Here is a 25,267-nt window from a genome sequence, read left to right as displayed (position 1 = left end):
AGGGGGGCTGTTCATATTTAGTTATATTTTATTGCATTTAACTTTTGCCATTTTTTCCTCTGAAATCAGTTCGATACTCGATATTAATGTTTCCCTCGTCGACAGCCGATGAGCGTGGACTACGCTTAACCCCGAACGAAACGAAATGAATATATCGCCAAGCGGAGGAACCATGGCAGACCAATACGAAATGCAGAATCCTCTCACGCAATATCCAGCGGAAGACTTCCCCAAGCAGCGCCAGCCTGCGCCCGGCGTGCAGGCTGAGATGCGGCCGGTGCCGGACTGCGGCGAAAAAAGCTATCGCGGCAGCGGCCGTTTGCAGGGGCGTAAAGCGCTGGTGACCGGTGCCGACTCCGGCATTGGCCGCGCGGCAGCCATTGCCTATGCCCGCGAAGGCGCGGACGTGGCGCTCTCCTACCTGCCTGACGAGCAGCGCGATGCCGAAGAAGTGGCAAAACTGATTGAGCAGGCCGGGCAAAAAGCGGTGCTGCTGCCGGGTGATATCAGCAATGAAGCGTTCAGCAAGAAGCTGGTGGAAGATGCGCGCGAGCATTTAGGCGGCCTGGACATTCTGGCGCTGGTGGCCGGTAAGCAGGTGGCGGTAGAAAACATTGCTGACCTGACCACCGAGCAGTTCCGTAAAACCTACGAGACCAACGTGTTTTCGCTCTACTGGATCACCCAGGCAGCGATCCCGCATCTGCCGGCGGGTAGCAGCATTATCACCACTTCGTCGATTCAGGCCTATCAGCCCAGCGCACACCTGCTCGACTATGCGTCGACCAAAGCGGCTATCCTGGCTTACACCCGCGGCCTGGCGAAGCAGATTGCTGAGAAAGGCATCCGCGTGAACTGCGTGGCACCGGGTCCAATCTGGACGGCGCTGCAGATTGCGGGCGGTCAGACGCAGGATAAGATCCCGGAATTCGGCCAGCAGACGCCGATGAAACGTGCCGGACAGCCTGCAGAACTGGCGCCGGTGTACGTTTATCTGGCGTCGCAGGAGTCAAGCTACGTGACCGCTGAAGTACACGGCGTCACCGGTGGTAATCACCTGGGTTAGAACGACAAGTCCACCGTAATGGTATCGCTGTAGCTCCCCGCTACCGGCGTTGCCTGGCTGGTCAGCACCTGAGCATTATAGTTAAAGGTGCGGGTCAGCCCGTCGGTGCTGACGCTGTTAGCCGCCGTGCTCTGCATGCGTTCTGCAGTCACGGTTCCCCCCCAACGGCTGGCAGTGCCCGACCCTTTATAAATCTCATAGGCCAGCAGGTTCGTCCCGCTGGCCATGTAGCGCTGCGCTCCCACCGCATGGATCCCGTTGTTCATCCCCACGCTGTAGGTACTGCCCTTGGTGCAGATCACGTTGATCGACTGGCTGACGCCGGTAAAGCTGCTGACCAGCGGGGCGCTGCCGAAGTTCACCGCAGGCGAAGTAATGGTGGTGCAGTCGTTGGCAATGGCGATGGTCGCGGTCAGCGGCAGGGTCGTGGTGCCGCTGTTTTGCGAACCGAGCAGGCAAAGGCCACCAATGCCTACCCCGGTGCAGACGCTGTACACCACCTGCACGTTGAGCGTCACGGTGTAGGTGCCGGCCGCCACCACGGCGCCGGGCACGGTGCGCAGGAAGAACGGCAGGCTGAACACTACCTGGTTGCCGGTGCCGATACTCAGCCCCAGCAGCTGGCTGCGGCTATAGGTAACGATGGTGCCACCAATGCCCAACTCCGTGGCGCAGGCGGAGTCGGTACACAGCTGCACCGGGATGGTATCGCTCAGGCGCAGCGTGCCCCGATTGCCAGTGGAGCTGGTGGCGCTGACTAACTGCACGGTGACGCTGTCCGATGACAGCAGCGCCAGCACCCCGGTGCCGCAGTTGAGGGTGCCGGGCGCAGAAACCGTGCTGGCCGTCGTATTGACGGTAAACGAGCTGACACCGCCAAAGGCCGCGCTGACCGGCGCGGTGGTACAGGCCGCCAGGGCTGGAAGCGAACCGCCCATCAGCAGGATAAAACTACACAGCAGCAACAGTTTTTTCATCGGGTATTTCCTGTCGGTAACGGGGAGAGCACACAGGTGAGCGGGCCGTAAGTGGTGAGGGATTTTGGCCGCCCGCCCGGCACCGTCAGTTCGGTATCGCAGTGGCGTCCGTCCGGGGTTTCGGCGCGGAGGGGGTTATGTTCAGACAGATTCTCCATCCAGGTGATGCCGTCCCAGCCAACGTACCCGCTCTGCTGACCCTCGCGGCTGATAACGGTTGAGACCGGCAGCGGCTCGCCGTTGCTGTCATGCAGGATCACGCTGGCGGCGCGCAGCGGCTCAATTGGGAAGTGCAGCAGATAACCGCTCTGGCGCTTCACCGAGAAGCGCTGCTCGACGCTGCTGGCCGCCATGTCAGCAGGCAGGTCAAGCGTGTCGATATCGTATTTCGCCGGGTAGTATGAGCTGATGGCCGGAACCAGCAGGTAGCCGTCGCTATTCGTTTTTCCCATCAGCTGGTTTTCATAGCGCACGTTGACGTTCGGGTAGTCGGTTTTCACCAGCACGAAGGAGTCCGTCACCTGATTTGCGGCAAATACGCTGTTATCCATCAGCACCAGCGAACCGGAGAGATCGGCAAATTCCGTGCTGTAATTATCATCGCCATAGAAGCCCGCCGAGGTTTCAAACTGCTGATTACGCCAGCGCAGATTGCCCTGACGATAGCTGCCGCCGCTGCTCTGATTCGCCCAGGAGGCATCGTAAGCGATCCCGCCATCGGTCGGCATCGCGCGCGAAACGGAGAGCCGTTCAGCGGTGCCGCCCTGCCGATCGCGCTCCATGCTGATGCTGGCATTGCTCAGATCGCTGAACGGGATCATCAGCGAAACGGCACCGGACCAGTTCCCCTCCTGCTGGTCGCGACTGGCGGAAAGGTACAGGCTGGTATTGCCCCACAGGTTTTTGCTCCAGGAGAGGTTGAGCAGGCGGGTGCGATCGCCGCTGCCGCTGGTGATATCAATCAGCGCCGCGCCGAGGCTGCCGTAGCGATCGAGCGCCACGCTGGCATTGTATTGCGCGCTGCTGCGGCTCAGCGTATAGGTCTCTGCCGTTGCCACCCCGCTCTCACGGTCGCCATACAGCGCAAGGTTACCAAAGCCGGTGGTACGGCGGGTTTGCTGCATTCCCACGCTGAAGCGGCTGGTGTTGTACTGGTAGCCCCAGCTGTACTGACGGCCGCTGTCGCCCTGCATCTGGCTCTGGGTGACGGCACCGTTCACCACCCCCCAGGCTCCCATTTTGAGCTGCACGCCCGCCCCGCCAAGCGCCAGCGACTGCGCCGCCTCGGCATGGGTCTCCAGCGTCAGCCAGTCGGCGATCCCGTAGCGATAAGAGCCGCTGCCGGCGGCAGAACCGTAGTCGAAGTTCTTCAGCCCGTAATTCTGGCGCAGCGCCCCGGCGGAAAAGGAAAAGTCAGACAGGCCGCTTTTCAGTAGATCGCTGGCCACGTAAAACGGCAGGGTGGTGCTGACCCGCCGCCCCTGGGCATCGGTGGTCACCACCACCGCATTACCGGCACCGTTGACAAACGGCATATTAGTCAGCGAGTAAGGGCCGGGCTGTACCGAGTTACTGCTGGTCTTATAGCCGTTGACGAACAGATCAACGGTCGAGGGGACCGCCGCCTGGCCGGAAAATGAGGGGAGGGGATAAGTGACCAGGTCAGGGCGTACCGAGAAGTCACGCGCAATCTGAATACCGCCGAGGCGCACGCTGCTGCTCCACGCCAGCGAATCGGTGATTAAATCCCCCACGCGCCAGCTCAGTGCCCGCTCTTCATCCTGATTCGCCCACCAGGTGTCGTAGCGCAGATAGCCATCCTGCAGGTAGCCGCTGTCACCCGTAAGCTGTTGCTGATATACCCCGTTGCTGGAGAACTGGCCAGCATTCCCGAACAGGCGCAGCTCATTCCAGGCAGACATGCGGGTACCGCCGTCGGTGGTCTGGCTGGCGTAAACATCGTAGTTAAACAGCAGGCCGTTGCTGCTGCGACCGGGATAGCGCGGGCCGTTTTGCGCGGCACCCCCAAAGGTCTGCTTTGGCAGCCATTCGGACGGCACCGTCAGCAGAATGCGTTGCCGCTGGCGATCGTACTCCGCCTGCACCTGATCCATAGCGGAAACATCGATAATCGAGGCGGTGATGCGCGCAGTCGGAATACCCGCCCGCTGCAGGTCGGCGGCGCGCAGCAGATAGTGGCCGTTTTGAAACTGCACCGGCACCACCTGGTCTCTCTCCTCGCCATTGACCACCAGCCCCAGCATATAATTTTGCTGCTGCTGGCTGGCAGCGGCGCTCGGCGGGGGCGGCAGCGAGCTATAGGTTTCCGCGCTGCCGGTCAGCGGTGACAGGCAGCTTAACAGGCCAGTAACGGCCAGTGTGCAGTGCCGGCCCGGCACCCGACGGCATCTGCTCATCGACTATGGTGCTGAGCGGGTACTACGCCAACTCTGTTTATGCTCCAGCTCGGCGCTCAGCTCAGCCCCGCCGGAAACCGGCACGCTGAGCGGGAATGTGTTGCTGGCATCGGCCAGCACATAGCCGAACAGGCTGCTGGAGAGGCTGCGACCGCCGAGCGAGACGTTGCTGAGGCGGGCATGACCGCTGCCACGATTGGTGATCTCCAGCGCCTGCTTGCCGCCCTGATTCACCAGGCGCCAGCTCAGCTGCGGGCGCGCGCTCTCCGGCGTCAGCCCGTCGCCATAGACAAAGAGCGGCACCGAATAGCGCATCTGGAAATTTAGCCCGGCCTGATTATCGCCCGCCTGCTGCGGGGTCGGGATCTCATCCAGCAGCACGCGGTAGGCGGCCTCTTTGCCACCCGCTGGCGGCGTCTGCTTAATCAGGCGCACCATCTGGCGCTTGCCTGGCTCAATCCTCACCAGCGGCGGGCTGGCCAGCACCTGCTGCTGAGTCTGGTACTGCTCCTGGCCATTGATCTGCTGCCAGCTGAACACCCTGACCTGCATCAGCGTGGTGCTCTCGCCCCGGTTCTCCAGCCACAGTTCGCTGGCTTTCTCCTGCGGCGCGATCTTCGGGTCGATCGGCCAAATCAGCACGGAATTCCCGGCGCTGGCAGTAGGGGACACAACACCCAGTAACAGTGCCAGCAGCGGCCCTGTAAGCGCGAATTTGGTCATCACTTCTCCTTTTTTCCCTGCTGTTACCAGCTCAACGTGACCGTCAGCGTATCGCTGTAGGTCCCGGCGCGGTTGACGCCGCTCAGCTGAAGCTGCCCGTAGATTGGCAGCGTAATGTTGTTAGCATTGCTGTAAGTCAGTGCCACGTTCTGATTCACCGGGATCGCCGTGGTATGGCTGGCGTTGGTGTAGAGGTTGTACGCCACCAGGTTGCTATTGTTAGCCACCTTCAGATTGCGGGTGGTGGTGTAATTACTGCCGCCGTCGATGCTCATACTGAGCGTGGTTCCCGGCGTGCAGGCCAGGGCAATGGTTGAGCTCTGCACGTAGGCAGCATTCGCCGTGGCGCTCCCCACGCCGGGCTGCGTACCGAAATCGAGCGTGCCAAACACGCCGGTATTGGTGCCGGAGACCACGCAGCCGTTAACGATCGAAGCGGTAACCTGGAAGGTTTGCGTGGGCAATGACGCTGCGCAACCGCTGTAAACCAGCAGCACGAGAATGAGCGGACGAGCGTCGCCCGCCAGTCCTTGAACCAGCTTCCACACCATCTCTTCCCTTGCTGCCGCAATCAGTAATTCACTGCGACGTTAATCGTGTCCGTGTAGGTACCAGCCGGAATAGCGGCGTTATAGCCACCGCCAGCAATCCGACCATAAATCGGATAGTTGTCCCCGTTGACCGGGTCGGCAGTGCCGGTATTGGTCAGGTTGGTGTTGTTAGCAATCGGCGTGGTGTAAGAGGTGGTGCCGTACAGCGTGTAAGCGACACCCTGGGTGGCATTGGTGGCGCTGACCAGATAGCGCGGCTGCGCCGTGACCGTCCCGTAAACGGTGGCGGGGGCGGCGTTGCTGCTGGTGAGCTGGACGTTGTAGGTTTGCCCGGTGGTGCAGCGAACGAAGATGCCGTTACCCAGTGAACCGACCAGGGTGGCATTCAGCGTATCAAACGTCGCCGCGCTGCTACCAAAGTCGAGGGTACCAAAGTTGACGGCGGAGGTGGCGGATTGACCGTTCACCAGGCAGCCGGTGGTTAATACCAGTCTGGCCGCGATAGTCCCTGTCGTGGTGGCGGCGAATCCCGAACTGACGACGCCAAAGCTCAGGCTGCAGCCCAGCAGAAAAAGCTTCATTTTCATAACCATTCCTTACTGATTAGAGAGATGAACGTGCTTTTTCGCCTGGTGGAATATTGACGTTAGCAGGGCTAAGCGCAACGGGATAAATAATAAAAACCCTTTAGTGGGTAAAATATAACGCGAGGAACAATCTGTTATTTGAATGAATAAGTTAACACAAGTTTCTCTTACTATAGATCAGGCTGAGAAAGCCTGTGAAGCGAAACGGAAAATATTATTTATGTGTCTGACGCTTTAAAGTGAGGCGCTGGCAGCCCGCGCGGGTACTGGGCTGGTAAAATTTTCAAGAATAATCCTAAGAGAGTCTAGGTGAATGACTGGCCTCAATGCTATGTTCTCAGCAGCAGAGCGGAGTTTTACTAAACGATATAAATTATAGGGATATATCAGATTACCCCTTAACCGCACTTCTTCAGTTTTTCTCTTTCCAGGGCAGTACTAAAGACCCGGGCGTTTATGCCGATAAATTAAGCATCAGCCTGGCCATTAATTTAATGGCCCCGGGTAACTTACACACAAAGTCAAAAATGGCTACAGCAGTCGGGATTGTCATATGCTCATGAGTTCGTACGATCAATTACTGGTTATCGTCTCTTTTATTGTTGCGTTCCTCGCCTCCTATACCGCGCTGGATATGGCGGGGCGCGTGGCAACTTCAACGGGCAAGGTGGCGCTGGTCTGGCTGCTCGGTGGCGGCTTCGCCATGGGCGTAGGGATCTGGTCAATGCACTTTATCGGCATGCTGGCGATGAGCCTGCCGATGGTGATGAGCTATAGCGTCAGCCTGACGGTGTTGTCGATGGTGATCGCCGTGGCCGCATCGATTTTTGCGCTGTGGATCGTCTGCTACGGTGAGCTGCCGTGGTACCGGCTGTGCGGCGGGGCGATTGTGATGGGCAGCGGCGTGGTAGCGATGCACTACACCGGCATGGCGGCGCTGATGGTAAACCCCGGGATTGTCTGGGACTGGCGCTGGATCTGGCTATCGGTAGCGATCGCACTGGGTGCCTCCGGCGCCGCGCTGTGGCTGGCATTCCATCTGCGCCGGGGCACCGGCAGACTGGCGCTGATGCGCAGCGGCGCGGCATTAATTATGGGGATTGCTATCGCCGGGATGCACTACACCGGCATGGCGGCGGCCAGCTTCCCGGCCAGCAGTCATGCCACCCATCTTGGCGTGAACAGCAGCTGGCTGGCGATCCTGGTGGTGGTGGTGACGCTGGCTATTCTCGGCATTACGCTGCTGGTGTCGATGCTGGATGCGCGCCTGCAGGCCCGCACCTCGGTGCTGGCGTCTTCGCTGGCGGAAGCCAACCGCGAACTGGCGCAGCTGGCGCTGCACGACAACCTGACCCGCCTGCCAAACCGCATTCTGTTGGAGGATCGCCTCGACCAGGCGATCAATAAAGCTTCACGCGAGAACTCCAAATTCGCCCTGATGTTTATGGATCTCGACGGCTTTAAAGCGGTCAATGACGCCTTTGGCCACCATATTGGCGACAGCCTGTTAATCGCCGTGACCGAACGCATGAAAGAGATCGTGCAGGGGCATCACACCCTGGCGCGCCTCGGCGGTGACGAATTTGTGCTGCTGATTGAAATTGAGGATCCCAACGATGCCGCTACCGTGGCGGATGCGTTGGTGAAAGCCGTGGAGCGGCCGTTTGATATTTCCCGCTACGAGCTGGTGGTATCGCTCAGTATTGGTATCGCAGTGTTTCCGGGCGACGGCATAGATGAGCGTGAACTGATGTTTAACGCCGATGCCGCGATGTATCACACCAAAAACAACGGACGCAACGGTCACAGCTTTTTCCAGCCGTCGATGAACATCATCGCACAGAACCAGCTACAGCTGATCAATGACCTGTGGCTGGCAAAGGATAACAACGAACTGCGTCTGTTCTATCAACCGAAGTTCTGTGCGCCACGCGGGCCGATTATTGGCTTTGAAGCGCTGCTGCGCTGGCAGCATCCACGGCGTGGCCTGCTGGCGCCAGACGTCTTCCTGCCGCTGGCAGAGAAAACCGGGCTGATCGTTACCATGGGCAACTGGGTCATTAATGAAGCCTGTCGCCAGCTGCGCGAGTGGCATCTGCAGGGTAATACCGACTGGTCGGTGGCCGTCAACCTCTCCGCCCTGCAGTTCGAGCAGGCAGGGCTGGTGGAAACGGTGGTCAATGCGCTGGAAACGCACCGCATCCCACCGGAATTGCTGACGCTGGAAGTCACGGAAACCACCGCCATGCGCGACCCGGATGAGAGCGTGCGCATTCTGACCGAGCTGACCGAGCTGGGGGTGAAAGCCTCAATTGACGACTTCGGCACCGGCTACTCCAGCCTGCTGTACCTGAAGCGCCTGCCGGCCAGCGAGTTGAAAATTGACCGTGCCTTTGTCAATGAGCTGCAGGCGCAGACGGAAGATGCCACCATCGTCACCGCCATTGTTGCCCTGGCACAGACCCTGAATCTGAAAGTGGTTGCCGAAGGAGTGGAAACCGCCGAGCAGCAGCAGTTCCTGACCGGGTTGGGCTGTAACACTCTGCAAGGATACCTGCTGGGTCGCCCTGTTCCGCCGGATCAAGTGCCGGATCTCAAACATTTTGTCGAGCGCGAAGGGGTCGAAGCACCGGTGGCCAACGCCCCAAAGCTGAGCGTAGTGGCACCGCTCTCTGACGCCGTTTAGCGAGTATGGGGTATAATAGTTCCCCATTCGCTTAAAATGGCCTGTAACAGTCGTGGCAAAATATGAACAGCTGGTTGAGCAAATCAGCCAGCAAATCGAGACGGAAATCTGGCTGCCCGGGGAAAAATTGCCCTCGCTGCGTGAGCAGGTGAACCTCAGCGGCATGAGCCTGATGACCGTGATGCATGCTTACCAGGTGTTGGAAAGTCAGGGGCGCATCCAGTCGCGTCCGCAGTCGGGCTATTATGTTGCCCCACGCGCTGAATTCCTGCGCCAGCCGATGAGCCACCAGAAAGTGCAGCTGGCCGAGTCGGTGGATATCAACGCCTTTATTTTCGATGTGTTACAAGCCTGCCGCGACCCGGATATTATCCCCTTCGGTTCCGCGTTTCCCGACCCTGAGCTGTTTCCCCAGCGCCAGCTGATGCGTGCATTGACCACCGTCTCCCACAGCATGAAAGCGGTAGATGCCCTGCATAACCTGCCGCCCGGTAATGAAGCGCTGCGCAAAATGCTGGCGCAGCGCTATGCCCTGCAGGGGATACAGGTTTCGCCGGATGAGATCGTCATCACCAATGGCGCGATGGAAGCACTCAATCTCAGCCTGCAGGCAGTGACCGAACCGGGCGACTGGGTGGCGATTGAAAACCCGTCATTTTACGGTGCGCTGCAGGCTATAGAACGCCTGAAGCTGAAAAGCGTGGCAATTGCCACCGATCCGCAAAGCGGGATCGACCTGGATGAGCTGAGCCGCGCGCTTCAGCGCTGGCCGATCAAAGCGCTGTGGATGATGACCAGCCAGCAGAACCCGGTGGGCTGCACGCTGAGCCGCGAGAAGAAACAGCAGCTGGTTGAACTGCTGGCGCAGCACAACGTGGTGCTGATTGAGGATGATGTCTACAGCGAACTCTATAGCGGGCGTGAAAAGCCGCTGCCGGCCAAGGCCTTTGATCGACAAAATAACGTGCTGCACTGCTCGTCGTTTTCGAAGAATCTGGTGGCTGGATTTCGCGTTGGCTGGGTGGCGGCTGGCCAGCACGCGCAGCGTATTCAGCGCTTACAGCTGATGAGCACGCTCTCCACCAGTGCCCCAATGCAGCAGGCGCTCGCCACCTATCTTGGCACCCACAGCTATGACCGCCATCTGCGCGGGCTGCGCCAGATACTGGAACAGCGCAAAAACCTGGCGCGCCAGGCGCTGAAACGCTATCTGCCGGCGGGGGCGCAGATTAATGATTCGCGCGGCGGCTACTTTCTGTGGATAGAGCTGCCGAAGCAGGTCAACACCACCGATCTCTATTATCGCGCGCTGCAGCAGAAGATAAGCATCGCGCCGGGGAAGATGTTCTCCTCCAGCGAGCAGTACGCCAACTATTTCCGTTTCAACACGGCCTGGTGGAATGGGGCGCAGGAAGCAGCAGTCCAAACCCTCGGCGAACTGATCGCCGATCTGCTGTAGGCAAAGCCATCCGCGGGCGCGGCATGCCACGCCCCTTCGGAGCAGTACATTTACACCGCTGCCGCGCTTTGATGGCCCCAGGTCAGGTGGAATACGTCGTAAAAGTCGACTTCACCCTTCAGGGATAGCAGCTTATTAATCCCCTGTTTCACCTTATCCGGCACGTTTTCGCTGTGCAGGATATCGCTCACCGCCTGGTCTGACAGAGTACGCACGTAATACCATTCACCGTTGTAGCAGACGCGCAGGTCTAGCGCGTCGATATCTTCAAAGCGGTACTTCGGATTCACATCCATCAGCATCAGGCCGCTCATCAGCAGGATAAAAATGGTCGCGCCCCAGAAGGCGGGCCAGCCGAGAAAATCGGTGGTAAAAATCAGCGCCACGGTCAGCACGTAGCAGCCATACATTGAGGCCCACAGGCCGGGATGCTTTTTCAAAAACTGAAAGCTGAAGCGCGGCTTGTTATCACGCTGCTCTGCACGGTTCAAACTGTCGATCTCGCGCAGCAGTATCTGTTTTACTTCTTCCATCATGTACCTCAGGGTAAAAGTCCTGGCAGAGTGCAATTAAAACATCTCTTAACCCATAGCAGCAGACACAGTTTACTGCTATTAAGCTATAACAGTTGGCTGGTTATAATGTAGCCTGCTGGCTGATTTGCGTGTAGAATCCTGGCCCCGCAGCATCAGGTCTACGGATGATGGAACAATGGGTTATAACATGATGTTTAAAAAGATCTTTATCCTTACCTTTTTCACACTCGCCATGGTTTGGGCTGTACCCGCGAGTGCCTACGACTGCACGCGTATAAAAGGAACTGCCGACCAGACGGTATGCAGCAGCCCGCAACTGTTGTGGCTCGACAGTGTTTATAACGAGGATTTTTACACTCAGGTGAAGCAGGACCCGCAGCATGCGCAGCAACTGATTGCCCCCATGCACCATGCACCTGATGCCTGCAGCAGCGAGGGCTGCCTGCGCGGAGCCTACCTGTATATGCTGGGGGTTCTGCACGGCACCGGCCAGGATTTTGACTGGCAGGGGACCTGGTGGAACGCATCGGCCGCTCATGGCAATAGTGGAAAATTGCTGATCGGTAAACTCTCCGGCTGGGAGTTTCGCATGGATGCCAGCGTTCAGGCGGGCGTCTATGAGAGCGCGTTACGCGGCGATGTGCGCCTCTATTCCGGGGTAGGATTCACCGATAGCATTGCCTGGGGCGGCGATTGTACCGTTGTGCTGATCCCCCTACACGATGGCAAAATCAAGGTGCGCAGCGACAGCAAGAACAGCTGCAAGCTGCTGATGCCGGGAGGAATGACCATCGATGGCGATTATGTGAAAAGTGACCACGATCCGCGCCCGTCCGCCACGTTACTGAGCCTTGGCATCCTGCCCGACCAGCAGACCGATGAGAAATTTCGTCAGCTGGTCGGTAAGGATTATCAGAAGTATGTTGATACCGCCACCGCCTTTAATCACGAAAAGGACCTCGACGATCTGGGTGCCAGAGTGGTGACGATGTGGATGAAAGGTCGGGCTGACCGTCAGGCGGCGATGATCATGACCACCCCGCAGGGGAAAATCTGGGCGCTACGCGTCGATCCTGAAGCGGGCAACAAGGTCAGCCAGCACTATGTCACCACCGAGCAGGACAAAAAAACGCTGCCTAATACACTGGCAAACTGGCAGGCGCGCTTTAACCTGCCGTAACGTTTAAAATCTGTCCTGATGGGAAGACAATCAGGCGGCGGTCGCTGAAGCGCAGGTCGTTAAACTGCACCCGGTTTTGCCCACCGGGGCCGAGAATACTCTTGATGATCCGCGCTTCGCCCGTATCAGCATAGTAGAGGGGCTGATAAATGAAGGTCATACCCTCAGGACCGCTGGCCAGCTGCTGCAAATTGACCTTAATCATAAACTGGCTGTCATCCGGGCTGGTGAGCATCAGAGTGGTTTTACCCTCATGCTGCGCGAAGTGCGGATCGTACAGCTCACGCTGGCGCGACAGCAGGTCGTAATAACCCAGCTGCACATCTTCCCGGTTTAGCGCTGGCACAAATTCAGCGCTGCTGCTGCCCTGCAGGGGCTTCATCAGCAGCGCGCCCAGCAGTAGCGCTGCGCTGACCAGCAGTAAACTAATTGACGCAGTTCGCCATTTCATTAAATTTTCTCTCAGTTTCCCGGTAGATCAGCGCGCTCAGCACATTGCTGTTGGTACGCCAGTTCAGTACTTTCATCGCCAGCTGTTTTTGCCCGCAGGCGTTTTTAAGCGTCAGCGTGTAATTTAGCGACGTGCCGTCAAAGGCATACACCACGTCCATGGTCACATCCTGATTTTTCAGATGTTGATTCAGCATAAACAGGGTGGGACCAAGCTGCTTGTTCAGCTCAATGCCGGCGGAAGGCTCCCCTCTGGTCACCAGCTCCTGCAAGCGAATGTTGCTGTAAACCGTCGCGTCATTCCTCTTTAACTGCTGTGCCGGTGGCGTAACGTACGGCCAGACAATCCATGCCAGAATCACCAGCAGCACGAGCGCCTGCATCGGTACCAGCCAGCGCCAGAAGGATGCCCGATCGCTGGTGACCACAGCTGGCGGGTTGTCCAGCAGCTGGCTGTCGGTGGCGGGGGCTTCAGGGGCGATGCTTTGCGTGGGTAGCCGGTTGAAAAAGGGGTTCTCTTCAACGTCATCCAGTTCAGGTACCGGGACGAACTGACAATATTCCTTTTCGAGGATGTAGCCCTTTTTAGGAATGGTTTTAATAATCTTTTGCTGTTTACCGTCATCTTCCAGCGCCACGCGCAGGGCATGAATCGCATTAGGTAAACTGTTATTGCCAATAACGCGCCTTTCCCACACCAGCTGATTCAGCTCATCGCGTGACAGTATTTCTCCGGCGTGCTCTGCCAGCACCTGCAGGAGCCTGACCTGAAACTCGCCCAGACGCCGTTGCTCACCCGTATTTTTGTGGGTAAGCGTCCCGACCGAGAAGTCGACATACCAGTGATGGATAATACAATAAGGAGTCATAGTGATCTTGTATCAGAGTTGTCCATGTGACCGCCGGATAAAGCGTCCTGGATATTATCATGGCCAGGATCTTTATTATGCGAGGGCAAAATCCATATTAACTGATAATTCGATATTTCTGGAAATATCAGTAAATGAGCGTTTGTAAAAAATAATTGCCAGTGATGATGATTGTTAATAGTGATAGTGTCACTGAGCAATATTTAATTTTATCACAGGCAGTGGTAAAAAAGTGAAAGTTATTGTGCGGGTATGACAACAGCATGAATTTGGCTTATGTCCAATTAAATTAATGTGTTATGTGATCTCTCGCGTGCAGGAAACATTGCAAGCTGGCTAAACGGTGCCACACTTAATTTAACAATCATTCAACACCGTTTTTGAAGCCACAGGAGCCTGTTATGCTGTCTGACTCTCGCAGTGTGATGTTGCTGATGTCGTTTGCTGCCGGAACTTTTGCTGCGGGCGCATCCACCAACCCGCGACATCTGATGCTGTCGCAACCTTCCCAGGGCGTCCCCAATAATCCTTTGCCGCTGATCATTTATCCGCAGGTCATTCCTGATGAAACCGACGAGGATATGAGCGCGTGGTTTAAAGCCGAGTTTGCCGCGCACGGCTGGCCGGTCAGCTGGCAAGCGCCGGTTTTCCCCTACACCCATTATCACCCGAACACCCATGAACTGCTGGGGATTACCTGCGGCTGGGCCGAGATCCTGTTTGGCGGCGAGAGCGGAAGAATGGTCACGGTGTACGCCGGGGATGCGGTGTTGATCCCGGCCGGGGTAGGGCACCAGCAGATCGCCGCCAGCGATGATTTCCTCGCGGTGGGGGCGTATCCCCCAGGCGTTGTACCGCGGACGCTGCGTGACGAGCAGGCCTTAATGGAACAGTCTATGCTTGAAATAAAACGCGTGGTGATGCCGCAAGCCGACCCGATCACCGGTGGGGTAGGCGCACTGACCGAAGTCTGGCACCCGCTGGCCGCACAATAGTTTCACCTCTTCTTTAGCGCAGCGGGCTGCACTTTATTGGTGCAGTCTGCCGCCGCGTTTCGCTTCCCCAGTTGCCAGGAAAAGCTTTCGCCTGTTGTCGATCCGCATGCCGTGCGGCTCAGGACGCCACGCCTGACTCTGGCACACTTTGTGCAGATCTCATCACAGGTTCACAGACAGCGGTAGGGAAATCATGAATCAAAGCTATGAAATAGCGTCACACTTTTATGATGAAATGTTGCTGAGCGATGGACACTATCGTCGGCACTACCGGGAATACTGGCAATGGCTACAGCAGGCCGACCAGCAGGCGATTGCGCGCAAGCGCGAAGAGGCGGAACTGCTGTTTCACCGCCTTGGGATCACCTTTAACGTTTATGGTGAAGACGGCGGAGCCGAACGGCTGATCCCCTTCGACAGCGTTCCGCGCATTATTCCGGCCAGTGAATGGGCGATGCTGGATAAAGGCATCCGCCAGCGCGTGCAGGCCCTGAACGCTTTTCTGCATGATATCTATCACCAGCAGCATATCCTCAAAGCGGGCCTGATTCCCGCCGAGCAGGTGCTGGTCAACGATCAGTATCAGCCCTGCATGCAGGGCATCAACCTGCACCGCGACCTGTATGCCCACATTATCGGCGTCGATATGGTGCGCAACAACGACGGCGAATATTACGTGCTGGAAGATAACCTGCGCACCCCGTCCGGCGTCTCCTACATGCTGGAGAACCGCAAGATGATGATGCGCCTCTACCCGGAGCTGTTCGCCGACCAGCGTATTGCCCCGGTTGAGCGCTACCCGTCGCTGCTGCTGCAAACCCTGCGAGAAAGTTCCCCGGTTAACGACCCGGTGGTGGTGGTTTTAACCCCCGGGCGCTTTAACAGCGCCTACTTTGAACATAGCTTCCTTGCCCAGCAGATGGGGGTGGAACTGGTTGAGAGCGCCGATCTGTTTGTTAAAGATGGCGCAGTGCTGATGCGTACCACCGCCGGGCCGTGCAAAATCGATGTGATTTATCGCCGCGTCGACGATGCCTTCCTCGACCCGCTGGCGTTCCGCCCGGACTCAATGCTTGGCGTGCCGGGCCTGCTGTCGGTGTACCGTTCCGGCAACGTGGTGCTGGCAAATGCTATCGGCACCGGGGTGGCGGACGACAAGTCGATCTACCCTTACGTGCCGGAGATGATCCGCTACTACCTTAACGAAGATCCGATCCTCAACAATGTGCCGACCTGGCAATGCCGCCGCCCGGAGGATCTGTCGTGGGTGCTGGCAAACCTTGAGCAGCTGGTGGTGAAAGAGGTCCACGGTGCCGGCGGCTACGGTATGCTGATCGGCCCCGTTGCCAGTAAACAGCAGTTGGAGGAGTTCCGCGCGCTGCTGAAAGCCAAACCGCAGAACTATATTGCACAGAATACGCTGGCGCTCTCTACCTGCCCGACCTTTGTCGAACAGGGGCTGGCCCCGCGCCATATTGACCTGCGTCCGTTTGCCCTCAGCGGCGCCGATATTCGGCTGGTGCCCGGTGGGCTGACCCGCGTGGCGCTGAACGAAGGCTCGCTGGTGGTTAACTCCTCGCAGGGCGGTGGGACCAAGGACACCTGGGTTCTGGAGGATGACGCATGCTAAGCCGCACGGCCAGTGGCCTGTACTGGATGGCGCGCTATTTAGAGCGCGCGGAAAATATTGCCAGGGTGCTCGACGTCACCAATCGGCTCTCCCTGATGCCGGTGCGCGGCAGCCACAACAATGAGCTGCGCGTCCCGCTGAACCTCACCAACACCAGTGACCTGTACTGGTCAGTCAACGATCGGCTGGCGATGCCGGAGCTGTTCAACTTTTTTGCCCTCGACGAGCGCAATCCCGGCAGCATCTATAACTGCTGGCAGGCGGCGTGGAATAACGCGCATGCGGTGCGCGGCAGCCTCTCATCGGAAGTGTGGGAGAGCATCAACTCCAGCTGGATCGAACTGCGCAAGCTGCGGCGCAACGGCGTTAGCAACGGTGGGGCGGATGCCTTCTTCGACTGGGTGAAAGAGCGCTCACACCTGTTCCGTGGCGCCATGTTCGGCACCCTGATGCGCGGCGATGCGATGAGCTTTATTCGCCTCGGCACGCTGCTGGAGCGCGCCGACTGCACCGCCAGGCTGCTCGACGTCTACCAGCATCTGACCGATGAAGATGACGACACGGTGCGTGAGTATTACCGGCTGGATACCCTGCTGCGCTCGGTCTCGGCGCGCGAGGCTTATCACACTATCTACAAACAGCAGATGGCGGCGGATAACGTCAATGAGATGTTGATCCTGCGCGAAGAGAGCCCGCGATCGCTGCGATCCTGCGTCGAAGAGATCGCGAATCAGCTCAATCTGATCGGCAGCAGCGGTGAAGATCGTCCGCGTTACCTGCTCACGGTGCTGCATGCGCAGCTGCGCTTTAGTAGCTGGGAATCTCTGATGACGGACGGGCTGCACGCCTGGCTGCAACGTTTTCTGGCAGAGCTGGCGGCGATTGCCGACAGCATTCACCAAACCTATCTGGAGGCGAAATAACATGAAGCTGAATATTGAGCATAAAACCTGTTTCAGCTACCAGAGTCTGGTGCGCCAGAGCACGCAGTATCTGCGCCTGACGCCGCAGGACTCTGTCCATCAGCACATTATCTCGTGGGATCTCCTCCTGCCGGAGCAGGCGATCTGCACCACCGATGCCTGGGGCAATGTGATGCACGTACTGACGCTTGACCGCCCGCATCAGGAGATAGAGATCGCCGCGCGCGGCGTGGTCGATATTCTTGATGAAGAGGACAGCTCGCCGGATCCGGACTGCGTGCTGTCGCCGCTGGTGTTCCTGCGTATCACGCCGCTGACGCAGCCTGATATGGCTATCCGCGATTTCGCCCGCCGCTATTACCGTGAAGAAGCGCCGCTCGCCAGCCTCGAACGCCTGATGGGCGAGCTGCTGCTGAAGATGCCGTATCAGCCCGGCAGCACGCTGGTGACCGATACCGCCGCCAAAGTTTTTGCCGCCGGAAGTGGCGTTTGTCAGGACCACAGTCACGTATTTTTAGCCTGCTGTCGCAGTCTGCACATCCCCGCTCGTTATGTTAGCGGCTATCTGTATACTGAAAATGTGGAACATGTGGCGACCCATGCATGGGTGGAAGTGTGGCTCGACGGCAGCTGGCACAGTTTCGATATTACCAATAATACCCGCAGCACCCGGCAGCATCTCAAGCTGGCTGTCGGTGTGGATTATCTTGATGCCTGTCCGGTGCGCGGCATGCGCCTGGGCGGCGGCAGTGAAGATATGCAGGCCGTGGCTGCGGTACAACTGGTGTTCTCGCAGCAGTAATTTTTGATCGGGCAAACTATGACCTATTGTGTGGCAATGCGCTTATCGTCAGGGATGATTTTCGTTTCCGACTCCCGGACCAACGCGGGCGTGGATCATATCTCCTCGTTCCGTAAGCTCCATGTTTTTCAGCAGGATGACGAGCGCACGCTGGTGCTGCAAAGCGCGGGCAACCTCGCCACCACCCAGAGCGCGCTGAGCCTGCTGCGGCGCGGCTGTGAAGATGGTAAACAGCCTAACCTGATGAGCTGCACCAATATGTACGATGTGGCACTGCTGGTCGGGGACACGCTGCGTACGGTGATCAAGCGTGACGGCGAGGAGTTTGGCGGTACGCTGATGCTCGGCGGGCAGATTAAGGGTGAAGAGCCGCGGCTGTTCCAGATCTATCCGCAGGGCAACTTCATTGAAGCCAGTACCGATACCCCCTATTTCCAGATAGGCGAAAGCAAATACGGCAAGCCGATTATCGACCGGGTGCTGCGCTATGACACCGCGCTGGACCAGGCGATGCAGTGCGCGCTGATTTCGATGGATTCGACGCTGGCGAGTAATATCTCCGTCGGCCTGCCGCTGGATGTGATGGTCTATCCCACCGACAGCTTCAGCAGCATGCAGCAGTACCACATCACCGAAAAGCACCCCTATTTTTCTCAGATCCGCCAGCTGTGGAGCAGCGGATTGCTCAGCGTTTTTTCGCAGCTGCCGCCGTTACAGCTCGACGAATAATCCGGGCTGGGCATGCCCAGCCCCTACAATCGGCCAACCCGTTTTACCGTTATCTCCCACCGCCTCCCTGCTTTGCGCCATCGGTAAATTTACAGAATATTGCAGCTGTCATTTCACTGACACATCATCGTCATCCGGGCTGGTTAGTGTGCGGCTAAAACACCCGGAGATAAGCCTGTGTTTACTGTTGAAAGTGTTTTAGACGACCTCAGCCCTGGCCATCAGACGCCATCGTGGCAGAAAAGCCTGCTGCGCCGCCTGCTGCGTGAAAAAGAGTTCCAGCAGTTCAATCAGCGAAATCGCCACCTGAAAGGGCTGGACATGGTGGAGCAGGTGCTGGAATACCTCGACGTCAGCTGCGAGCTGAGCGAGCGCGACCTGGAGCAAATCCCCAGTCATGGGCCGGTGGTGGTCGTCGCTAATCATCCGCTCGGTACCCTGGATGGCCTGGCGCTGCTGCACGCGGTGTCGCAGGTGCGGCGCGATGTGAAAATCGTCACTAACCGTCTGCTGAACTGTCTCGCATCCCTCAGCAGCCTGATGGTGCTGGTGGACAATATGGGCAACCGCACCAGCCGCCAGCAGGTCGAACAGATGCAGGAGCAGCTGGAAAGCCAGGGCGTGCTGATCTTCTTCCCGGCGGGTGAAGTGTCGCGCTTCGGCAGCAAGGGGGTAAAAGACAGCCAGTGGAGCCACGGCTTCCTGCGCATCGCCGCCCGCTACCGCGCACCGATCGTGCCGATCCACGTCAGCGGCCGCAACAGCGCGCTTTTCTACCTTACGTCAAAAATTTACCAGCCGCTGTCGATGCTGCTGCTGGTACGCGAGATGTTCGTCAATCGCGGTGCGCGGTTAAAGCTCAAGGTGGGCAAGCGCATTCCCTTCGCCAGCTGGCACGATGGCCGTACCCCGGCGAAAGAGCTGGCGGCGCGCTTCCGGCGTCATCTCTACCGTATTGCGCAGGGCAAGTCTGCCCTGTTCCAGACCGAAGCGGCGATAGCGCGTGCGGAAGATCGGGCGGTGCTGAAACGCGCGCTGGCCGGATGTGAAGTGCTCGGCCAGCTGCCGGACGGCAAGATGATTTACCTTTATCGCCGCCACGGCGAAGATTATGTCCCGATCCTGCGCGAGCTGGGGCGGCTGCGGGAAATTGCCTTTCGCGCGGTGGGCGAGGGCAGCGGCACGCGGCGCGACCTTGACGATTACGACGACGATTATTACCACCTGATCCTGTGGGATGCAGAGGCGCTGGACATCGTCGGGGCCTATCGCTTTATCCCGACCGCCGAGCAGTTCGAGCGCAAAGGCTTTGAGGGGATCTACAGCCACAGCCTGTTTCATTATGACCACCAGATGAACCCCGTTCTGATGCAGGGGATCGAGCTGGGGCGCAGCTTTATTCAGCCGGCCTACTGGGGCAAACGCGGCCTCGACTATCTGTGGATGGGCATTGGTGCTTACCTGGCGAAATATCCGCAATACCGTTATCTGTTTGGCCCGGTGTCAATTTCCGGCGGTCTGCCGCTGGCAGCGCGCGACCTGCTGGTGGCATTCTATCGCCTCTACTTCGCGCCTGCGCTGCCGCTGGCTACCTCACGCCGCCCGTACCCGGCATCATTGCCGGACGTGCTGGCGCAGTTCAGCGGTGATGATTATGTTGAGGATCTCAAACGCCTGAAGCGCCTGCTGAGCAACCTCGGCACTGGCATTCCGCCGCTGTATAAGCAGTATTCCGAGCTGTGTGAAACCGGCGGGGTTCAGTTTATCGACTTCGGCAGCGACCCGGACTTTAACCACTGTATTGATGGGCTGGTGCTGGTGGACCTCACCCGCTTAAAAGAGAGCCGCTACCAGCGCTATATCGCGGTGCATCAGGGTTAGCAGCAAGGTTCAACGTGTAGGGGTTGACCCTCTTTTACGGTCAACCCGTCCCGCAATATGCCCATTTCTGTGACACTCCTCCGAAATCAAATTTCTTATCCTGCTGAATTAAATCATCTTTATTTGAACGTTACTTATCGGTTAACGGTCAGGCTTTGCGCGTAATTGTTGCAGAGCCTCCGCAGGCGCAGACTCGTAGCCAGACTGAAGCACCCCGTAATGGGTGCGCTCACAGGAGGTTACCGCATGATATCCACCCCCTCTCCCCGCGTCTGGGATACGCGCCGCCGTGAAAAACAGCGCCGTATCGCCAGCCTCGGGCTGAATCACAAAGTCCTGCCCACCGACGATCTTATCCCGATGCTGGAAAAACTTATCGCGCCCGGCGATCGCGTGGTGCTGGAGGGTAATAACCAGAAGCAGGCGGATTTTCTCTCCCGCTCACTGGCCGAGGTTAACCCACAGAAAATCCATGATCTGCATATGATTATGCCGAGCGTGGGCCGCAGCGAACATCTTGATATCTTTGAAAAAGGTATTGCCCGCAAGCTCGACTTCTCATTCTCCGGCACGCAAAGCCTGCGCATTTCCCAGCTGCTGGAAGATGGCCTGTTAGAGATCGGCGCGATCCACACCTACATCGAACTCTACTCGCGGCTGTATGTCGATCTCGCGCCTAACGTGGCACTGATCGCCGGATTCAAAGCTGACCGTAAGGGCAATTTGTATACCGGGCCGAGCACCGAAGACACTCCGGCGCTGGTCGAGGCCGCCGCCTTCCATGACGGCATCGTGATTGCCCAGGTCAACGAACTGGTGGATGACGAATGCGACCTGCCGCGTGTCGATATTCCGGGGTCGTGGATCGACTTCGTGGTGGTGGCCGACAGGCCGTTCTTTATTGAACCGCTGTTTACCCGCGATCCGCGCCTGATTAAGCAGGAACACGTGCTGATGGCGATGCTGGCGATCAAAGGCATCTATGCCGAGCATCAGGTGCAGTCGCTCAATCACGGTATCGGCTTTAACACCGCCGCCATTGAGCTGCTGCTGCCAACCTACGGCGAGCAGCTGGGGCTGAAGGGCAAGATCTGCCGTCACTGGACGCTAAACCCACACCCTACGCTGATCCCGGCGATCGAGAGTGGCTGGGTGGAAAGCGTGCACTGCTTCGGCGGCGAGCTGGGGATGGAAAACTACGTCGCCGCGCGCCCGGATGTGTTCTTCACCGGTGCCGATGGCTCGATGCGCTCTAATCGTGCTTTCTGCCAGATGGCCGGCCAGTACGCGGCGGATATGTTTATTGGCTCCACGTTGCAGATTGATGGGCTGGCTAACTCCTCGACGGTGACCAAAGGCCGCCTCTCCGGCTTTGGCGGCGCGCCCAATATGGGGCACGATCCGCACGGCCGCCGTCATGCCACGGCTGCCTGGCTGGCGATGATCAATGAACCCGACCCGCTGGCACGCGGCCGCAAGCTGGTGGTGCAGATGGTGGAAACCTTCCAGGCGGGCGCAAAACCGACCTTTGTCGAGAAGCTGGAAGCGGTGGATGTGGCGAAAGCCTCCGGTATGCCGCTGGCCCCGGTGATGATTTACGGCGACGACGTCACCCACGTGCTGACCGAAGAGGGCATTGCCTACCTCTATCGCGCCAAAACGCTGGAGGAGCGGCGGGCGATGGTGGCTGCGGTCGCGGGCATCACCGATATCGGCCTCGGCGCCGACGCGAAGCGCGTCGCGCAGCTCAGGCGCGAGGGCAAAGTGGCCTTCCCGGAAGATCTTGGCATTCGTCGCACGGATGCCAGCCGGTCGCTGCTGGCGGCGGGCAGCGTCGCCGATCTGGTTGAATGGTCCGGCGGTCTCTATCAGCCACCGGCAAAATTCAGGAGCTGGTAATGAGCCTGCAGCGGCAGCTCGCCGCCTCCCCGGCTGAACATTATGCGCAGCGGCTGGCCGACCTGGCCAGCGCCTGCCTGCTGGATGAAGCCCGGCTGACGCCTAAACCCGGCCTGGTGGACCAGCGCGGCAGCGGCGCACATCGTGACCTGACGTTGGCGCTGATGGAGCGCTCGGCCTTAAGCCTCCGCCCGACGTTTTATGCGCTGGCGCTGCACAGCTGGCAGCGCCCGGCGGATATCGCCCTGCGTCAGCGCGTCGGGCTGCTGGGGCGCGCAGGGGAAGCGCAGATGATGCAGGAAACGGGCGGGGTGAATACCCATCGCGGAGCGATCTGGGCGCTGGGACTGCTGGTCAGTGCGGCGGCGATGTGCGGCGGCATGGGGGATGCTCAGCAGATCGTCACCTGCGCCGCCGCACTGGCGCAGCTGCCGGATGATGCCGCACCGAAGCAGTTCAGCAAAGGGCAGCGTGCCAGCGCCCGCTATCAGGTACCGGGCGCGCGGGAAGAGGCGCAGCGCGGATTCCCGCACGTGATCCATCTTGCGCTGCCGCAGCTGTGGCACAGCCGCCAGCAGGGGGCCGATGACAGCGCAGCGCAGCTGAATGCCCTGATGGCGATCATGACCTCCCTGAGCGACACCTGCGTGCTGTCGCGTGCCGGGATGAACGGCCTGACGGCGATGCAGCAGGGCGCCCGTGCGGTGCTGGCAGCGGGGGGAAGCCATCAACCCGCCGGAAGGCAGGCGCTGGCGCAGCTGGATGCAAAGATGCTGGCGCTGAATGCCTCACCCGGAGGTGCGGCCGACCTGCTGTCCGCCGCATTGTTTCTTGACCGGATGGCTTCGGGACGACCGGAAAAGAAGGTCGTCCCCTACAACGCCAGATGATTGCTGTAGGGGCGGACCCTCTTTTTCGGTCCGCCCGCAAAGGGAAAACACATTTTCAGAGGTTCTTATGCAACAGTTCACGTTTTCATTTCCGGCTTCGCGCCAGCTCAGCGGTAGAGCGCTCGCGGGCGTGGTCGGCTCCGGCGACATGGAGGTGCTGTACATCGCCAGTGATAGCGATCTCCTCCAGGTCGATGTCACCACCTCGGTGGATAACAGCGCTGCACGCTGGCAGGCGTTGTTTAATCGCCTGAGCAGCCTGGGCGCACTGCCCGCCGGGCAGATGACCATCCACGATTTTGGCGCCACGCCCGGCGTGGCGCGCATCCGCATTGAACAGGTATTTGAGGAGGTCGCCGATGCGTAACGACCGCAGTTTTATCGAGCTTAATGCCCGCCAGCGCGCACGACTGCTGCTGGATGAGGGCAGCTACCGCGAACTGCTCGACCCGTTTGACGGCGTCATGTCGCCGTGGCTTGCTGCGCAGGGCGTCGTGCCGCAGGCGGATGATGGCATGGTCGTGGCAAAGGGCACCATTGACGGCCAGCCCGCGGTCGCCATCGCCATCGAAGGGGCTTTCCAGGGCGGCAGCATGGGCGAAGTGTCCGGGGCCAAAATGGCGGCCGCGCTTGAACTGGCCGCAGAAGATAACCGTAACGGCACGCCAACCCGTGCCGTACTGTGCTTTGAAACCGGCGGCGTGCGCCTGCAAGAAGCCAACCTCGGGCTGGCGGCGATTGCAGATATCCATGCGGCAATCGTCGACCTGCGCCGTTACACCCCGGTTATTGGCATCATCGCCGGGACCGTTGGCTGCTTTGGCGGCATGTCGATAGCCGCCGGGCTGTGCAGCACGCTGATCGCCACCCGCGAAGCACGCCTCGGGTTGAATGGTCCGCAGGTGATAGAGCAGGAGGCGGGGATCGACGAGTACGACTCCCGCGACCGGCCGTTTATCTGGAGCATGACCGGCGGCGAAGTGCGCGCGCGCAGCGGGCTGGTGGATACGCTGGTAGCGGATGGCCAGCAGGCAGTAAAGAACGCCATGCGCGCAGCGCTGGCAAAAGGCATTCCTGCGCAGCATCGTTCGCAGCGCTGGCAGGAGTATCTGCCGCGCCTGACGCAGTTCGACAGCCGCCAGCAGGCGGATGCGCAGCGGATTACACAGCTCTTTAGCAGGGAGGATTGAGGATGAAAAAAACCATCACACGCGGCGAAACCTGGCTGCAACAGCTCACCGCCGGTGCCAGCCGGCTGCCCGGGCTCTGCCCATCGGTACAGGCTGCGGATGGCGAGCTGAACGGCGAGGCCGCACGCTTTATCGCGGTGGTGCCGGATGCCGCTAACCACTATCCGCGAGCGGCGGGCGGTGAGGTCGGGCTGCTGGAGGGCTGGACGCTGGCGAAAGTGGTCAGTGAAGCGGTGCAGCAGGATGCGGGTAAAGCAGGCAAGCGGCTGATTATCGCCGTGATTGATGTGCCAAGCCAGGCCTACGGCCGCCGGGAAGAGGCTTTTGGCATACATCAGGCGCTGGCCGCCGCCGCCGGAGCCTATGCCGAAGCGCGTCTCGCCGGGCATATCGTCATCGGACTGATCGTCGGCAAGGCGATGTCCGGCGCCTTCCTCGCGCACGGCTATCAGGCCAACCGGCTGATTGCCTTTAACGACCCGGGCGTACAGATCCACGCGATGGGTAAAGAGGCTGCGGCGCGTATCACCCTGCGCAGCGTTGCGGCGCTGGAAAAACTGGCTCAGACCATTCCACCGATGGCCTACGACATCAAAAATTACCACTCGCTGGGGCTGCTGGAAGCGCTGCTGAATATCCGCCAGCCGGACGCGCCCGATGAGGCTGACGTTAAGCAGGTGCAGCAGGCGCTGAACGATGCCGTGACGGCAGCCCGGCGCGATCCGGGTCTGCAGTGCCGTTTGCAGGCGGAGCATCGCCGCAGCTCGAAAGCGGTGCGTGAGAGAATGCGCGCGGCCTGGTGAACGGCCACCTGACGGCAATAAGTA

Annotated in this window: 23 protein-coding genes; 15 read left to right on the top strand and 8 right to left on the bottom strand. The window is 59.1% G+C overall.

Annotation, left to right across the window (positions count from 1 at the left end; all coding sequences use genetic code 11):
• Positions 1 to 172: 172 nt before the first annotated feature.
• A complete protein-coding gene (locus ACLI4M_RS06120; RefSeq protein WP_048914607.1) occupies positions 173 to 1,066 on the top strand; it encodes an SDR family oxidoreductase in 894 nt (297 codons plus the stop codon).
• Here ACLI4M_RS06120 and ACLI4M_RS06115 read toward each other — a convergent pair.
• From ACLI4M_RS06115 to ACLI4M_RS06095, 5 genes are read right to left on the bottom strand one after another with little or no spacing between them, the layout of a single operon-like run.
• A complete protein-coding gene (locus tag ACLI4M_RS06115) occupies positions 1,063 to 2,043 on the bottom strand; it encodes a Csu type fimbrial protein (RefSeq protein WP_133622721.1) in 981 nt (326 codons plus the stop codon). The genes ACLI4M_RS06120 and ACLI4M_RS06115 overlap by 4 nt on opposite strands.
• Positions 2,040 to 4,460 (bottom strand): fimbria/pilus outer membrane usher protein, encoded by a 2,421-nt coding sequence (locus ACLI4M_RS06110; RefSeq protein ID WP_133622722.1) that lies wholly within the window; start codon positions 4,458 to 4,460, stop codon positions 2,040 to 2,042. The genes ACLI4M_RS06115 and ACLI4M_RS06110 overlap by 4 nt, the downstream gene beginning before the upstream one ends.
• 3 nt (positions 4,461 to 4,463) lie before the next feature.
• Entirely contained in the window at positions 4,464 to 5,183 is a 720-nt protein-coding gene (locus ACLI4M_RS06105; RefSeq protein ID WP_133622723.1) for a fimbrial biogenesis chaperone, read from the bottom strand.
• 23 nt (positions 5,184 to 5,206) lie between these two features.
• Positions 5,207 to 5,734, bottom strand: a complete 528-nt coding sequence (locus tag ACLI4M_RS06100; protein ID WP_133622724.1) for a Csu type fimbrial protein — start codon at positions 5,732 to 5,734, stop codon at positions 5,207 to 5,209.
• Between the two features lie 20 nt (positions 5,735 to 5,754).
• A complete protein-coding gene (locus tag ACLI4M_RS06095; RefSeq protein WP_133622725.1) occupies positions 5,755 to 6,321 on the bottom strand; it encodes a spore coat protein U domain-containing protein in 567 nt (188 codons plus the stop codon).
• Positions 6,322 to 6,874: 553 nt separating this feature from the next.
• Here ACLI4M_RS06095 and ACLI4M_RS06090 point away from each other — a divergent pair.
• Complete coding sequence (locus ACLI4M_RS06090) at positions 6,875 to 9,007, top strand: putative bifunctional diguanylate cyclase/phosphodiesterase (protein ID WP_133622726.1); 2,133 nt, start codon at positions 6,875 to 6,877, stop codon at positions 9,005 to 9,007.
• Between the two features lie 52 nt (positions 9,008 to 9,059).
• Positions 9,060 to 10,466, top strand: coding sequence for a PLP-dependent aminotransferase family protein (locus tag ACLI4M_RS06085; RefSeq protein ID WP_133622727.1), 1,407 nt, complete (start codon positions 9,060 to 9,062; stop codon positions 10,464 to 10,466).
• Positions 10,467 to 10,516: 50 nt separating this feature from the next.
• On the opposite strand, the gene ACLI4M_RS06080 is transcribed toward ACLI4M_RS06085, so the two are convergent.
• Positions 10,517 to 10,999 (bottom strand): YlaC family protein, encoded by a 483-nt coding sequence (locus ACLI4M_RS06080; RefSeq protein WP_048914617.1) that lies wholly within the window; start codon positions 10,997 to 10,999, stop codon positions 10,517 to 10,519.
• Positions 11,000 to 11,189: 190 nt separating this feature from the next.
• Here ACLI4M_RS06080 and ACLI4M_RS06075 point away from each other — a divergent pair, with 190 nt between their 5' ends.
• Complete coding sequence (locus tag ACLI4M_RS06075; RefSeq protein ID WP_133622728.1) at positions 11,190 to 12,182, top strand: hypothetical protein; 993 nt, start codon at positions 11,190 to 11,192, stop codon at positions 12,180 to 12,182.
• On the opposite strand, the gene ACLI4M_RS06070 is transcribed toward ACLI4M_RS06075, so the two are convergent.
• Together ACLI4M_RS06070 and ACLI4M_RS06065 are read right to left on the bottom strand one after the other, a co-directional pair.
• Positions 12,169 to 12,633, bottom strand: coding sequence for a hypothetical protein (locus tag ACLI4M_RS06070; protein ID WP_133622729.1), 465 nt, complete (start codon positions 12,631 to 12,633; stop codon positions 12,169 to 12,171). The genes ACLI4M_RS06075 and ACLI4M_RS06070 overlap by 14 nt on opposite strands.
• Positions 12,608 to 13,501 (bottom strand): winged helix-turn-helix domain-containing protein, encoded by an 894-nt coding sequence (locus ACLI4M_RS06065; RefSeq protein WP_133622730.1) that lies wholly within the window; start codon positions 13,499 to 13,501, stop codon positions 12,608 to 12,610. The genes ACLI4M_RS06070 and ACLI4M_RS06065 overlap by 26 nt, the downstream gene beginning before the upstream one ends.
• 401 nt (positions 13,502 to 13,902) lie before the next feature.
• On the opposite strand from ACLI4M_RS06065, the gene ACLI4M_RS06060 reads away from it, so the two are divergent.
• From ACLI4M_RS06060 to mdcE, 11 genes are all read left to right on the top strand, one after another.
• A complete protein-coding gene (locus ACLI4M_RS06060; RefSeq protein WP_133622731.1) occupies positions 13,903 to 14,496 on the top strand; it encodes a hypothetical protein in 594 nt (197 codons plus the stop codon).
• A gap of 193 nt (positions 14,497 to 14,689) precedes the next feature.
• Positions 14,690 to 16,126 carry a circularly permuted type 2 ATP-grasp protein gene (locus ACLI4M_RS06055; RefSeq protein ID WP_133622732.1) on the top strand — a complete coding sequence of 479 codons (1,437 nt, stop codon included), beginning with the start codon at positions 14,690 to 14,692 and terminating at the stop codon, positions 16,124 to 16,126.
• On the top strand, positions 16,120 to 17,049 hold the full coding sequence (locus tag ACLI4M_RS06050; protein WP_048914621.1) for an alpha-E domain-containing protein: 930 nt from the start codon (positions 16,120 to 16,122) through the stop codon (positions 17,047 to 17,049). The genes ACLI4M_RS06055 and ACLI4M_RS06050 overlap by 7 nt, the downstream gene beginning before the upstream one ends.
• A 1-nt stretch (position 17,050) precedes the next feature.
• Positions 17,051 to 17,851: a transglutaminase family protein gene (locus ACLI4M_RS06045; RefSeq protein ID WP_133622733.1), complete on the top strand. Its 801-nt coding sequence runs from the start codon at positions 17,051 to 17,053 to the stop codon at positions 17,849 to 17,851.
• A gap of 18 nt (positions 17,852 to 17,869) precedes the next feature.
• Positions 17,870 to 18,580, top strand: coding sequence for a proteasome-type protease (locus tag ACLI4M_RS06040; RefSeq protein ID WP_133625008.1), 711 nt, complete (start codon positions 17,870 to 17,872; stop codon positions 18,578 to 18,580).
• Positions 18,581 to 18,757: 177 nt separating this feature from the next.
• Complete coding sequence (locus ACLI4M_RS06035) at positions 18,758 to 20,461, top strand: lysophospholipid acyltransferase family protein (protein ID WP_133622734.1); 1,704 nt, start codon at positions 18,758 to 18,760, stop codon at positions 20,459 to 20,461.
• A 246-nt stretch (positions 20,462 to 20,707) separates the two neighbouring features.
• Positions 20,708 to 22,360 carry a malonate decarboxylase subunit alpha gene (gene mdcA, locus ACLI4M_RS06030; RefSeq protein WP_048914625.1) on the top strand — a complete coding sequence of 551 codons (1,653 nt, stop codon included), beginning with the start codon at positions 20,708 to 20,710 and terminating at the stop codon, positions 22,358 to 22,360.
• Positions 22,360 to 23,250 carry a triphosphoribosyl-dephospho-CoA synthase gene (locus tag ACLI4M_RS06025; protein ID WP_208864868.1) on the top strand — a complete coding sequence of 297 codons (891 nt, stop codon included), beginning with the start codon at positions 22,360 to 22,362 and terminating at the stop codon, positions 23,248 to 23,250. Before mdcA ends, ACLI4M_RS06025 begins: the two co-directional genes overlap by 1 nt.
• A gap of 67 nt (positions 23,251 to 23,317) precedes the next feature.
• Positions 23,318 to 23,617, top strand: a complete 300-nt coding sequence (gene mdcC / locus ACLI4M_RS06020; protein WP_133622736.1) for a malonate decarboxylase acyl carrier protein — start codon at positions 23,318 to 23,320, stop codon at positions 23,615 to 23,617.
• A complete protein-coding gene (locus ACLI4M_RS06015; RefSeq protein ID WP_133622737.1) occupies positions 23,610 to 24,440 on the top strand; it encodes a biotin-independent malonate decarboxylase subunit beta in 831 nt (276 codons plus the stop codon). Before mdcC ends, ACLI4M_RS06015 begins: the two co-directional genes overlap by 8 nt.
• A gap of 2 nt (positions 24,441 to 24,442) precedes the next feature.
• Entirely contained in the window at positions 24,443 to 25,243 is an 801-nt protein-coding gene (mdcE, locus tag ACLI4M_RS06010) for a biotin-independent malonate decarboxylase subunit gamma (RefSeq protein WP_133622738.1), read from the top strand.
• The last annotated feature ends 24 nt before the right edge of the window (positions 25,244 to 25,267 follow it).

Origin of the sequence: Erwinia sp. LJJL01 (genome assembly GCF_047300805.2) — a bacterium.
GTDB classification, from domain to species: Bacteria; Pseudomonadota; Gammaproteobacteria; order Enterobacterales; family Enterobacteriaceae; genus Erwinia; species Erwinia aphidicola.
Note: the sequence above shows the minus strand (reverse complement) of the source record. Positions and strands in the feature narration are given on the sequence as shown.